Annotated in this window: 12 protein-coding genes and 1 other RNA gene; 1 reads left to right on the top strand and 12 read right to left on the bottom strand. The window is 34.6% G+C overall.

Annotated features, from left to right (window positions below):
* Positions 1–93: 93 nt before the first annotated feature.
* The 3 genes from CLLU_RS16105 to CLLU_RS16115 are packed head-to-tail and all read right to left on the bottom strand — an operon-like array spanning position 94 to position 3,431.
* Entirely contained in the window at positions 94–306 is a 213-nt protein-coding gene (locus CLLU_RS16105) for a hypothetical protein (RefSeq protein ID WP_106010798.1), read from the bottom strand.
* The gene (locus CLLU_RS16110) at positions 303–2,012 is read right to left on the bottom strand and encodes a TaqI-like C-terminal specificity domain-containing protein (protein WP_106010799.1); all 1,710 of its coding nucleotides are present in this window, start codon (positions 2,010–2,012) and stop codon (positions 303–305) included. The genes CLLU_RS16105 and CLLU_RS16110 overlap by 4 nt, the downstream gene beginning before the upstream one ends.
* Positions 2,013–2,048: 36 nt before the next feature.
* A complete protein-coding gene (locus tag CLLU_RS16115; RefSeq protein ID WP_106010800.1) occupies positions 2,049–3,431 on the bottom strand; it encodes an MATE family efflux transporter in 1,383 nt (460 codons plus the stop codon).
* Positions 3,432–3,827: 396 nt separating this feature from the next.
* Here CLLU_RS16115 and CLLU_RS16120 point away from each other — a divergent pair, with 396 nt between their 5' ends.
* The gene (locus CLLU_RS16120) at positions 3,828–5,012 is read left to right on the top strand and encodes a S1C family serine protease (RefSeq protein ID WP_420536057.1); all 1,185 of its coding nucleotides are present in this window, start codon (positions 3,828–3,830) and stop codon (positions 5,010–5,012) included.
* Positions 5,013–5,037: 25 nt separating this feature from the next.
* On the opposite strand, the gene lgt is transcribed toward CLLU_RS16120, so the two are convergent.
* The 9 genes from lgt to dnaG all read right to left on the bottom strand — a co-directional run bounded on the left by lgt (position 5,038) and on the right by dnaG (position 13,311).
* Positions 5,038–5,799, bottom strand: a complete 762-nt coding sequence (gene lgt, locus CLLU_RS16125; protein WP_106010802.1) for a prolipoprotein diacylglyceryl transferase — start codon at positions 5,797–5,799, stop codon at positions 5,038–5,040.
* A gap of 61 nt (positions 5,800–5,860) precedes the next feature.
* Positions 5,861–6,203, bottom strand: an RNA gene (rnpB, locus tag CLLU_RS16130) — RNase P RNA component class A.
* A gap of 45 nt (positions 6,204–6,248) precedes the next feature.
* Entirely contained in the window at positions 6,249–6,827 is a 579-nt protein-coding gene (locus CLLU_RS16135) for a GDSL-type esterase/lipase family protein (protein ID WP_242977704.1), read from the bottom strand.
* 44 nt (positions 6,828–6,871) lie between these two features.
* Positions 6,872–7,585 carry a zinc ribbon domain-containing protein gene (locus CLLU_RS16140; protein ID WP_106010804.1) on the bottom strand — a complete coding sequence of 238 codons (714 nt, stop codon included), beginning with the start codon at positions 7,583–7,585 and terminating at the stop codon, positions 6,872–6,874.
* A 200-nt stretch (positions 7,586–7,785) separates the two neighbouring features.
* Complete coding sequence (locus CLLU_RS16145) at positions 7,786–8,601, bottom strand: Nif3-like dinuclear metal center hexameric protein (protein WP_106010805.1); 816 nt, start codon at positions 8,599–8,601, stop codon at positions 7,786–7,788.
* Complete coding sequence (locus CLLU_RS16150) at positions 8,601–9,281, bottom strand: tRNA (adenine(22)-N(1))-methyltransferase (protein ID WP_106010806.1); 681 nt, start codon at positions 9,279–9,281, stop codon at positions 8,601–8,603. Before CLLU_RS16150 ends, CLLU_RS16145 begins: the two co-directional genes overlap by 1 nt.
* Positions 9,282–9,400: 119 nt before the next feature.
* The gene (locus CLLU_RS16155) at positions 9,401–10,291 is read right to left on the bottom strand and encodes a PH domain-containing protein (protein WP_242977705.1); all 891 of its coding nucleotides are present in this window, start codon (positions 10,289–10,291) and stop codon (positions 9,401–9,403) included.
* A 162-nt stretch (positions 10,292–10,453) separates the two neighbouring features.
* Positions 10,454–11,539 carry an RNA polymerase sigma factor RpoD gene (rpoD, locus tag CLLU_RS16160; RefSeq protein ID WP_106010807.1) on the bottom strand — a complete coding sequence of 362 codons (1,086 nt, stop codon included), beginning with the start codon at positions 11,537–11,539 and terminating at the stop codon, positions 10,454–10,456.
* Positions 11,539–13,311 (bottom strand): DNA primase, encoded by a 1,773-nt coding sequence (gene dnaG / locus CLLU_RS16165; RefSeq protein ID WP_106010808.1) that lies wholly within the window; start codon positions 13,309–13,311, stop codon positions 11,539–11,541. The genes rpoD and dnaG overlap by 1 nt, the downstream gene beginning before the upstream one ends.
* Positions 13,312–13,407 lie beyond the last annotated feature (96 nt).

Below are 13,407 nucleotides of genomic sequence, written 5' to 3' on the forward strand. Positions count from 1 at the left end.
CAAATAAATATTATATAGCTCACATCACTTATATAGTTCGTTACATATCGAATATTTTAATTTAAAGCGTAAAGATCAAATATCAATTCTCCATCATTTATTCCTTGACATATACAGCAGCGCCAATATTATAACAAGTATTAAAAATGGCAGTGAAAATACAATTTTAAAAATAATACCAATTACAGCAACAACAAATGCTATCACCATTACAATTCCTACAATAGGCAGTATTACAATTCCCACCAGAGATAATACCAGATACAAGGTCAGTATTACAAATAGAATGCAAAACAAGGTTATCATAAATCATCCCCCCAATTTGGTTTTTTACTACATCCGCTGTTTTGTACTTCATCAATTATAATATCTCTGTACTTATAATCAATATTATATAGATCAAATACAGTTTCGTCTAATTTTTTTTCAAATATACCTTTTTCTCCTTTTTCATACATTATTTTATTGACCAATTTCTCCACTGTCCTCATATACCTGGGACTGCACTCACATATTGGGATCTGATCCAGGCTGTACTTTTTAATCTGGGGGGTTGAATTGGGGTTTGTTATCAGAAAGTTCAAATAGTACCACTGTATCAAGGTGGAATTCAAAATTCCCAGAATATAGCAGATAAAATTCTTCTTGTTCCTGCACATTATGCCATACAGGGATTGTTCTATTATATATCCTTCACAATCCAGTGCTGCTATTAACTTTTTACCAGTTTTTCTTATAACTATTTTATTCTTACTTCCGAGCTTTCTTATATCCTTGGTGCCGCCTTTTATATTTTCAGGAACAAAATCATAATAACAGCTGTTCAATATTTTAAATTTATCTATATTTTCACCCTTCAATATTTTAACCTGATTAAGCTGTGTTCTATTTGCGTCTATTTTTTCACTGCACCCTATAAAGCCGGTGAAGGTATTACATAATTCAGAAAGCCTTTTGCTTGATTTCTCAATGCAATCCTTTATATCCAGGCTCTTAGAATTATAGCAGTAGGTCAATTCATAATTCATATTTTTCATATACTGCTGCTGTTCTACAGTATATGTCCTTTTTTTACATATATTTATCTTTATCTTGTTATATTTTTTCAATCCATTTTCAGCTATAATGATCATGGAATCCGCATTTATTTCCGGAAACTCTATTTCAAAAACCAAATTCAATATATTATAATTTTGAAGCAAACTCTTCCTAAAATCTTTATAGTAAAGGTTGCTGGCCAACCTATCGGGAACTATGAATCCAAACCTTCCATGAGGTGCCAAAAGCTCCATGGATCTTTCAATAAAATACTCATATAAATTGGGCAGATATGTATTTCCCCTATAGTTTGCAATATAATAATCCATCAAATTATCTTTTATATTTTTTCTATATTTTCTGCTGAGAGATATCCAGGGGGGGTTCCCCAGTATGTAATCATACTTTTTTCCCCAAAACCCGGATATATTTTCAGCCTTCAAGCTGCAGTATTCTTCCCGGCCATGTCCTTTTTCCCATTTTATCAAGCTGTTGCAGCATACAATGTTATATTTAAGCTCTAAATCAATTCCACTTTTATTGTGTAAATTTATTTTTGCCAGCTCTACGGCAAATTCATCTATATCCGCACCGTATATGCATTCTCTGAGTATATGAAAACTCAAATTGGATGGCTGCCAGTATTGTTCACCTTTTATAAATTCAGTTCCGTTTTTGCCCTGTACTCTATAAATTTCTTCTTTGAATTCATCTCTTATAAATTCCAGATTGTTACTGAACTTTTTCATCAGTACTTCATATACTTTTATTAAAAAGTAGCCACTGCCGCAGGAGGGATCCAGTACTTTCACGAAAGGATTCTTTTTCACATCCAAATTGGACATAATATTCTCCACTATATAGTCCACTATATAACCAGGTGTATAAAAACTTCCCGTCTCCCTTCTCTGTTGTCTGTCCATAGATTTTTCATAAGTTTCCCCTAATAAAATAGATTCCTGCGGCCTATCCATGAAAATTTGTCTCCTTGCTTTTAATATAATACTTAATTATTTTGCACATTCCGTTGAAACCCTTGAGGAATTCACTGTTTCATCTAATCTAAGTTTTTTAATCTCAAAAGCCAAAAATAGGGCTGTGAGAATAGTTGACACTGTATCGGAAACAGGTGCTGCCATCCATACCCCGTTTAATCCAAATATTCTAGGCAGTATCAGGAGCATGGGAATGAGAACTATTACCTGTCTTGAAAGTGCCAGAAACATGGATATCTTGGCCCTCGCTATGGCCTGAAAAAAGTTGGCGCTCACTATCTGAAAACCCACTATGGGGAATAAAAGCATAAATATCCTGATGCCGTTTACCGTTATAGCCGTCAAATCAGCATCTGTTTTATTGAACAGACCCACCAGTGCATAGGGGAAGAGATAAGCACACAAGGTTCCTGTCACAGATATAGCCGTAGCTGCCATAATAGCCAATTTAAGTGCACTCTTAACACGGTCATACAATCTGGCTCCATAATTAAATCCTATTATGGGCTGGGATCCCTGGTTGATTCCAAATATAGGCATAAATATCATGGTGACTATGCCATTGATTATACCCATGGCTCCTATAGCCAAATCGCCGCCGTATATTCCCAAACTCCTGTTCAGCACTACATTTACAAGGCTGGCTGCAATTTGCATAGCAAAAGGTGACATACCTATTGAAAATATATTTTTCACTGTTTCAATTTTCAAGCTCAGATTTTTTCTTTTTATCTTGAGCATGCTGTTCCCTCTCAGGAAATAATGAAGCACCCATATCATACTTGTAAACTGGGCAATTATAGTAGCCGAAGCTGCGCCTTTTATGGCAAAATGAAGCAAATATATAAATATATAATCCAAAATTATATTGGTTATAGCACCTATGAGCATTGTATTCATTGCTTTTTTAGGATTTCCCTCAGAGCGTATTACATTGTTGAGTCCAAAACCTATTATTTGAAAAATAGATCCTGCAATCACTATGACTATAAACTCCTTGGCATAAGCCAATGTATTACTGCTTGCCCCAAAGGCTATAAGCATAGGCTCTACAAATATAAGACCCAATATAGTAACTGCTACGGCTACTATAATAAGAAGTATCAGTGCATTGCCCAATATATGCTCTGCGACCTCCTTTTTACCCTGTCCCAATTTGATGGAGATACTTGCAGCAGCACCAATTCCAACCAGCATTCCAAAGGCCATTATAAGTATGACTATGGGGAAAGTCAAACTTACTCCTGATATGGCCATTGCACCTACAACTCTTCCTATAAAAATTCTGTCTATTACAATATACATGGAATTTACCAGCATACCGATTATAGCAGGTATGGAAAATTCCAACAATAACTTGCTTACCTTTTTGTCTCTTAATTTAATTGAACTTTCCAAATAAAATTACCTCCCTGGGATGTGGTCAGATCATACTTTGACAACTTCACATTGTGGAAATTATTCACACTTCCATACACCAATCTCAACCAATTGGTTATAAGGTTGTCACAGGCCTTATATTACATTTCATCCTTCATTTATTTATCCTCCTAATTAATCGTGTAAAAAATAATTATATAGTACTATTATAATTATATCAATACTTTTCTAGCTAAAAATTCAAAAAATCTGTAACATATAGTAAACAGAATTGTCATAACTAGTTTACAGTTTTGACATATAACTGTAACAAATAAAATTTATCATATAAGCATAATAACAATTCAATAAAAATTTCTTAAGGAGGGATTTATGATGGATAATAACTATGACAGGAATCAAGATACTGCAAGAATGAGTATACTATCCCGTTATAAAAATAAATTTACTAAAAAATTTTCTGGCGGTAAAAAAATTTTCTCCTATATAGCTATAGCACTGATATCAAGCTTGATAGGAGGTTCTCTATCTGCTGCAGCATTTTTGTATGTGGTTCCCAATACTGAGTTTTTCAAGAATACTCCTCTTTATGAAAGTATGAGCTCATCGGGAACTACAGCCTCACAGGCAAAGGCTTCTCCTATATCCACTTCATCCTCTTCAAATAAAGGCGGTCTTACTGTGGCGGAAATAGCAAAAAAAGTAAGTCCTGCAGTAGTAGGTGTTTCCACCAAGTCAATATCCGAATCCTCCAATATTTTTGGTTTTTCGGATGGGCAGAACAGCAGTGAGGACGATGGAATGGGTTCCGGCATTATAATAAATTCTGATGGATATATACTCACCAATTATCATGTAATACAGGGTGCCCAAAGTATAAACGTAATATTGAGCAACAACAAAACTGTATCCGCCAAAGTTGTAAATTACGATGAAAATCAGGATCTGGCTGTAATAAAAGTTACCACTAAAACTGATATGCCTGCAGTTGCCGAACTTGGAAACTCTGACAACGTTCAGGTAGGGGACCCGGTAGTTGCCATAGGCAATCCTCTTGGCAAGGAACTCTTAGGCTCCGTCACAAGCGGTATTATAAGTGCTACGAAAAGAGAAATTGCCGTGGGAAACACTACCCAAAGCTTTTTACAGACAGATGCAGCTATAAATCCTGGAAACAGCGGTGGTGCTCTAGTAAATTCTGCTGGACAGGTCATAGGAATAAATTCTGCTAAAATAGGCGGAGATGGAGTTGAAGGTATAGGGTTTGCCATTCCCATAAATACTGTATCTTCAAAATTAAATGGTCTGCTAAAACCCATATTGAAAGTTGGAATTGTATGTATGGACGTGGACTCCAGTTTGTCACAGCAATATAACATACCTCAGGGAGTTTACGTAAAAGAGGTTGAAAAATCCAGCCCGGCTGAAAAAGCTGGATTGAAAACAGGAGACATAATACAAAAATTCGATAATAAGTCAATAAAATCTGTGGATGAAATAAATCAGATAAAAGCCACCCATAAATCTGGAGACACAGTTTCGGTAGTAGTTTATAGAGACGGATCCACCAAGACACTTGAACTGACATTGACAGAATAAAATATTTAAACAAGGGATTTAAAAGTCAATCCCTTGTTTTTTTAATTCTCAAATATATAAAATAACTTATGCTGAATATGATCCCCACCAAGCTTACCAGCTGTGCAACTCTCATACTTCCAAGCATCAGGCTGTCCGTTCTCAATCCTTCTATAAAAAACCTTCCAAGAGAATACAGTCCTATATAGGCCGTTATCACTGAACCCTTCCTATATTTTTTTCTAAAAATATATATTAAAATACCACATACGATTATATTCCAAATGGATTCATATAAAAATGTAGGATGGTAATAAACACCATCTATGTACATTCCCTTCTGTATAAAAGAAGGAAACCTGCTTATGAATTCATAACTTACAGGGCCACCATGGGCTTCACCATTAAAAAAATTTCCCCATCTTCCTATGGCCTGGGCAAGTATAAGGGACGGTGCCACCACATCCGCCAGCTTTATAAAATCAATCTTTTTATATCTGCTGAATATATATGCAGCCAGCAGGCCGAATATAACTCCTCCATGAATTGCAAGACCACCCTGTCTTATATTTATCATATCCATTAAATTATTATAATATTTAAATCGAAAAATAACATAATAAAGCCTTGCACCTATAATTGCAAATGGAAATGATACTAAAAAGGCATCTATCAAAATATCAAAATTATACTTTTTATATTTACAATTAAGATTAGCCAGTAAAATGGCTGATAAAACACCTAGAGCTACCATTATTCCATACCATCTTATTTCAAACCCATTGATGGAAAAAGCTATTGGATTCATAAATACTACAACCTTTCCTTAAATAATGAAAAACACCAAGCTACAAGCCCAGTGTTTTCAGGCGGCAAGTAAATCTATAAGCCGAGTTCTGTATTAGACAATCATCTATCTAGGTCCATTGTTGCCAATGGACTCCAGCGATACTACCCGAAAGCAAAGCGGGCCACTTTTCTATGCTTTCCTATTCGATCTTGCTTCAGATGGGGTTTACATAGCCACAAAGTCACCCTTGTGCTGGTGAGCTCTTACCTCGCCTTTCCAACCTTACCAAATAAAATTGGCGGTATATTTCTGTTGCACTTTCCTTCAGGTCACCCTGACTGGGAGTTACCCAGCACCCTGCCCTATGAAGCTCGGACTTTCCTCTCCTGTAATTCTACAGCAGCGATTGTCTGATTTACTTACGTTCTTCATAATATCACAGTTGATACTATATTACAATAGTAATTTTAAAATTTCATTATTCCTGCATTAAAAGCCATATCTGCCATTTTTATATTTCCATCGACATTTAAATGAAGTCCGTCAGCATAGTATTTTTCCTGTCCCTCTCCATTCTTTCCAATAAAGGCAGAATAAAAATCTATTACCTGTATGTTATAATTTTTAGAAAACTTCACTATGCTGTCATTCAATGTCCCCAAATTTTTGTTCATTTCACTAAAATCAGACATAAATCCCCAGTTCTTTCTTGCCAATTCAGTACAGACAGGTACTGACAGCCCAAATACAGGCATTATGCAGTTTTGCATAAGCTGAAAGGCCATAGTAGCCAGATTAGATATAACTTGTTTTGTATCCATACCCCAGACAAGATCATTGGTACCTCCCATGATCATGGCATGTGTGGGGTTGTTTAAAACAACATCATTATGAAGCCTGGCCAGCATACCCGCCGATGTATCTCCCGATACACCTTTATTTATCACTTCAGCCTTCAGCTTTTTTTCAAGCACATTTGTCCAGACTTTATCTCTCTTAAGACCATACCCATAGGTTAAACTGTCTCCAATACAGATTAATTTCATTTTCATCACCTCGTGCACAATAGTTCTAAATTAACCAATATGCTTTACTCATTATTGTCTCTATAGTATATTATTCTTCCACAATTATCACAATAGACAATGTCTTTATTTTTTTTGATATCATCTATAGTTATGGCGGATACCTTCATCCTGCATCCCTGGCACACTCCTTCCGACAATCTTGCAGCTCCCGTACCTTTAACAGCACATAATTCATTGAATTTATCCAATAATTCTGGTGGAAGTTTCCTCTCAAGGCTCAATATATTTTTTTCAGCTTTTTTTATATCTTCCTCAGCCTTAAGCGCTTTTTCACCGATAGTTTTTTTATTGTTACAAAATTCATTTTTCATATGAATTAATTTTTTTCTGCTGACATCCTTTTCCTGCACAAGACTCTCTTCTTCATACATCATATTAAGATTGATCTCCTCCAGATTTTTTACCTCATCTTTTTTTAATTTAACTGATTTTTCCAGAGTACTTATAAATTTCAAATCATATTTTAAGTTTCCGTAGAGCTTGCTCTCCTCCTGTTTTACTTCTTCTTTCATATGCTCAAGTTTTTTTTCCAACTGCCCCATATTTTCTCTTGTAGCATTGAGCTTGGAATCTAAAGCTTTGTATTTCAACTTTTCCTCTTCAAATTCCCTTTTTATTTTTTTCATAAAACTATTATTGGATTCTTCTTTCAAAGTTTTCTTGGTTTTTTTTATAATTTCCCTATTTTTCTGAATTTCAAGAAGTAAATTTAACATTTATTTTCTCCTCCTATCTCTGTAAATCCAAATTCAAGAATCACTTTATCCAGGTGTGCAGCAGTGCTTATCTCCAACTTTAAGAAAAGCAGATATCCCAAATTCTTTGATTTGGTGACAGTGGCTTTCACAGAGTGCGTTGGAGTATTGGCAATGACAGCATTCGGATAAAAAAAGTAGAAATGAATTCAGTTTCATTTCTACTTATATTTATAAGGATCTCTATTGATTTTTGATAAGACTACACTGTTTTCAAATCCAAGAGATTTTATCTGTTTTTGCAAAAATACTGCCACCTTTTCCATGGCAGGCCATTCAGTGCCAAAGTGACCTGCATCAATTACAGCCATACCCTGTTCCTCAAAATCACTTACATAATGATAAGTAGTATCTCCTGTAATTATACAGTCAACACCCTGTAATCTGGCCTTATTAAAATAACTCTGTCCGCTTCCATTTATCACTGCCACTTTTTTTATAAGCTTAAACTCATTTCCCACATATCTCAAGGAAGACATTTCCAGATACTTTTTCACTCTATTGCAGAGTTCGCTTAAGATAATAGGTTCCTCCAACTGGCTGATCCTTCCTATCCCATCTTTGCATCCTGGCCTGCTCTCAGTTTTTATAGGATCAACAATATCATCGGAATTCAAACCAAGTAATTCCACAATTATATCATTTATTCCTCCTTCTGCAGAATCAAGATTGGTATGACAGGAATATACATTTATATGGCTTTCTATCAACTTTATTATCTTTTCACCCAGCAAATTATCTGAAGTTATACTATCCGGCCTTTTAAACAAAAGCGGATGATGTGTAAATATAAGATTACAGTTATTTTGTTTTGCTTCCTCTATAACCTTCAAGGTACAGTCCAAAGCCACAAGTATAGATGTAACCCTGCACTCCATATCGCCCACCATAAGACCTACATTGTCATAGCTCTCTTTGAGTATGGAAGGTGCATATTTTTCAACTATGTTATGTATATCCATTATTTTCAGATACATCATATCAACTCCTGCAATCTCTTTATTCTGGTTTGTAACTCCAGCTTCCTTTTATTGGCCAATTCAGTATGACCTTTTATATTCAAAATTATCCTGCTGTAATTTTCTATCTTTTTTTCTACAAATTCAGAAAGATATTTATGTTTTTTTTCTACCAGAGTCCTTCCCACTTCATAAAATATACTATCAACCTTTTTTACAACGGTATCATATCCTATCTTCATTATCTCATAAAATCTATTTTCGTCAATACACAATTCCTCATCTATTATTTTAAAACCCTTTTTATAGATGTACTCTCTCAATACTTCTGAATTCTGCATGGGTTGAAGTATAAATGAATTTGATTCTTCAAATACCTCCATATGGCTTTCTATTATATTTACTATGAGATTCCCTCCCATTCCTGCAATTACCACTTCCTCGGCTTCTCCCGGATTTATGGTGGAAAGACCCTCTCCAATCCTGCAGTCTATTTTATCATCCAAATTTTCAAATTTTACATTAAGTATCGCTCTCTTTATAGGCCCCACATTTATATCCGATGCTATGGCTCTATTGCAAATATGATTTTTTATTAAATAAATAGGAATATATCCGTGATCCGTACCTATATCTGCTGCACAATGACAGCTGTCCACCATCTGTGCCACAGCTTTAAGCCTTAAACTAATTTCCATACAATTCTCCGTTCTCCAATCTCATAACAATTCACAATTGAGGTTAATTTTCGGTTCTTTCCGAAAATCTTCATTATTTGACGTTTTATATTTGAACTTTAATATCTAATATGATACCACTATCTAAATGTACAGAATATTTTAATCTGCATAATGAAATAAAAAACCGCTACTATTAAAGATATATACACATACTTGTAAGAATACTTTTTATCATATTTAGAGTAAATATACCCTGCATAGTACATACAAAACAGGATTCCCATATTCAAAAGCCCATAGAACATCTGCTTGAATGCAAACTGCCTGCCTGTCCCGAATTCTACAGCCACAAATCTTGTATCAAAGCTAACAGGCATTCTATCCGGTAAATGTCCATAGAGATACATAACTACTGGATTTAAGGTAAGCACAACAGCTATAACAGCTGTGATTATAAATGGGATAAAAAATTTGGGCTCCTTGCTTATTATAATGTTTTTATTCAATTTATTTTCCCACCTGGAACAGATTATTTTTCTTTTTTTTAATTCTTCCTCAAATTCTTGAAAATTTTCTGGAGACAATCCGTAATTTACAGTACCTGTTTTTAAATATATTACATTTTTAGTTGAAGTAGCAAACATATACGTATTACCTATTTTATCAATAAAAGATCTGCCTATGGCAAATTTGTTTCCAACATATCCAGCAAGCTTTACTCCTTTTATATATCCCCGTGATTTCTGATACATCTGAATACTTTGAAGAGGAATTTTTTCATTTTTAAATCCCAATGCACTGATTATACACAAATTATTTTCATCTATAAAGTATTTGAGCGTACTGCAGATAATAATATAATAAAGCTGGTATATATTAAGGGATATGAATATCAATTTCAGCAGGTTGTATATTTCAAAAGAGTTTACAAATTTCATCAAAAATATCATAAAAGCATCGTATAAAAACATCAGACCTATGATAAAATATACTCCTGTCCCTTTTTCAGCTTTATAGGTAATTTTCACTCCACCATCACCTTCTTTATTAATCATTATATCATAAAATTCAAAGTAAAAAATCAATGGTTGCCTGCAGCTCACTTTTAGTATTTGCCAGAAATCTTCATTTACTGTGACTCCACTTTGAGATGAAAACTGAAAATAGTAAAAGCACCACTTATGGGTGCTTTAATCCAGGTAATCTTTTAATTTTTTACTTCTGCTTGGATGTCTTAGTTTTCTAAGAGCTTTTGCCTCTATCTGTCTTATTCTCTCCCTGGTTACATTAAACTCTCTTCCCACCTCTTCCAAAGTTCTGGCTCTGCCGTCATCTAATCCAAATCTCAATCTCAATACCTTTTCTTCTCTTGGAGTCAAAGTATCCAACACATTTATGAGCTGTTCCTTCAGCATGGTAAAAGCTGCAGCCTCCGCCGGAGCAGGTGCTTCATCGTCCGGTATAAAATCTCCAAGATGGCTATCTTCTTCTTCTCCGATAGGAGTTTCAAGAGATACTGGTTCCTGAGCTATTTTCATAATCTCTCTAACCTTATCTACAGGCAATTCCATTATTTTAGCTACCTCTTCCGGATGAGGATCCCTTCCAAGCTCCTGCAGCAGTTGCCTTGAAACCCTAATAAGTTTATTTATAGTCTCTACCATATGAACGGGTATTCTTATTGTTCTAGCCTGATCTGCTATGGCCCTTGTAATTGCCTGCCTTATCCACCAGGTAGCATATGTGCTGAATTTATATCCTTTTCGATAGTCAAATTTCTCTACTGCCTTTATAAGCCCCAGATTCCCCTCCTGGATCAAATCCAGAAACAACATTCCTCTGCCCACATATCTCTTTGCTATGCTGACCACTAATCTTAAATTAGCCTCTGCCAGTTTCTTTTTGGCAATTTGATCTCCTGCTTCTATTCTCTTTGCCAGAGATATCTCTTCTTCCGGTAGAAGCAGTGGAACTTTTCCTATCTCCTTCAGATACATTCTAACAGGATCATCTATGGCCACACCCTCTGGAACTGACAGATCCAAATTTTTTTCATTTACCTCCGCTTCACCCATATCTCCGGTTACCTCTACTCCTATGGATTCAAGTGTTTCATATATTTTTTCTATCTGTTCAGGACTTAAGTCCACCTCTTCCAATTCGTCCATTATTTCCTTATAAGTCAAGGTACCATTTTTCTTTCCCTTTTCCATAAGTTTTTTGACCAGCTGCATCTTTGAACTTTTATCCTTCATTTTGCTGCCTCCTTTAACCATTACTGCATTCCACCAATCCTTTTTTGTATTTCCATTAACTTTTGTGCCAACTCTAAAGATTCTTTTAACTTTCCTCCAGATTCACATTCTTTTATTTTTTTTATAATATAATTTTTAGATTCATTTAATCTATGTCTTTTAATCTTATCTGCGAAATTATCCACCAAGCTTTTATAATCACAATTATCGTCCATAATTTCAGTATCCATAATTTCAACCCATTCCTTAGATGTATCCAGGTCATTACACTTCATCTCTACCTGTGCCTTCCTTTTTTCTATATCATATTTCATATTTTCCGCTATATACTTATATATTTTTTTATGGCTTTCCAATATGATGTCATCAACCTTTATTTGATTTGATGAATATTCAAAAGCACCGTCACTTTCCAGCATAAGTTTTAAAAGAGCCCTCTCAGCTTTTAAATATGCTGGTTCTAAATATAATTTTTGTCCAAAACCTGTATCTATATTCATATTTTCGTCTTTTTTTACATTTTTTTGAACATTGCTTCTATTTAACATGTCATAAAGTACCTGATCCCTTATACCTGTTTCCTCCGATAATCTTTTCAGGTATATGTCTCTCTCTATAGGATCCAATTGGGATAATATTTTGAGTACCTCCTCAACATACTTTACAGTACCTTCAGAGTTATTGAAATCTATGTCTTTTTTCACATTTTGAATCCTATATTCTATAAGTGGAAGAGCTTTATCCACAAGTTTCAGGAATTCCTCTCTCCCATTATTTCTGACAAATTCATCCGGATCCTTACCATTGGGTATCTGCAGTACTTTAATTTCCAATCCCACACTTTTCAGTATATCCATTCCACGGACAGTAGCCATCTGTCCTGCTGTATCCGCATCATAGGATATTATAACTTTATCTGCATATCGTGCCAAAAGCTTAGCCTGATTCACAGTAAGAGCTGTTCCCAGAGAAGCCACAGCATTTGTTATGCCATATTGATGCAGGGCTATGCAGTCCATATAACCCTCTACAATTATAAGTACCCTTCCAAAATCATTTTTTACTGCAAAATTAAGTCCGTATAAATTTATTCCTTTTTTAAACAGAGAAGTTTCCGGTGAATTCAAATATTTGGGCTTAGAATTGTCAAGAACTCTTCCTCCAAACCCTATAACCTTCCCTCTGTTGTTAAATACGGGGAAAATTATTCTGTTTCTAAATCTGTCATAATAATTTCCCTTTTTACCCTTAATTATAAGTCCTGCCGAAACCATATCCAGTTCCGAAAAACCTCTGGATTTTAAAAAATTCAGCATATGATCCCAGCTGTCTACAGAATATCCTAGCCCAAATTTCTTTATAATATTTTCAGTTATACCTCGATTCGACAAATACTCTTTAGCTTTTCTATTTACACTTAAACATTTAAAAAAATATCTCGCAGCTTCCACATTCAACCTATATAGTTTTTGAAAAGTATTTTTCCTGCGGCCATTGTCTTTATCAAAATCTATATCTATATTTACTCTATCCGCCAGAAATTTTACTGCTTCAGGGAAACTTAAATTTTTAGATTTCATAACAAAAGTGAATACATTTCCTGCCTCACCACATCCAAAACACTTGTATATTTGCTTATCTCTAGATACACTAAAAGAAGGGGTTTTTTCATGATGAAAAGGACACAATCCCAGGTAATTTCTACCCGTTCTTTTAAGTTTCACGCTCTCGGATATCAAATCCACTATGTCATTTTCCTCTTTTATTTTTTGAATGATATCTTCTGATATCACTAAACAATCCCACCTATCTTAAATTATTATGTTCAAGAATAAATATATTCGACATAAATTACTATATTCCTTCTTTAAGGATAAATATTTTTATTC

The sequence above is a fragment of the Clostridium luticellarii genome, assembly GCF_002995845.1.
GTDB classification, from domain to species: Bacteria; Bacillota; Clostridia; order Clostridiales; family Clostridiaceae; genus Clostridium_B; species Clostridium_B luticellarii.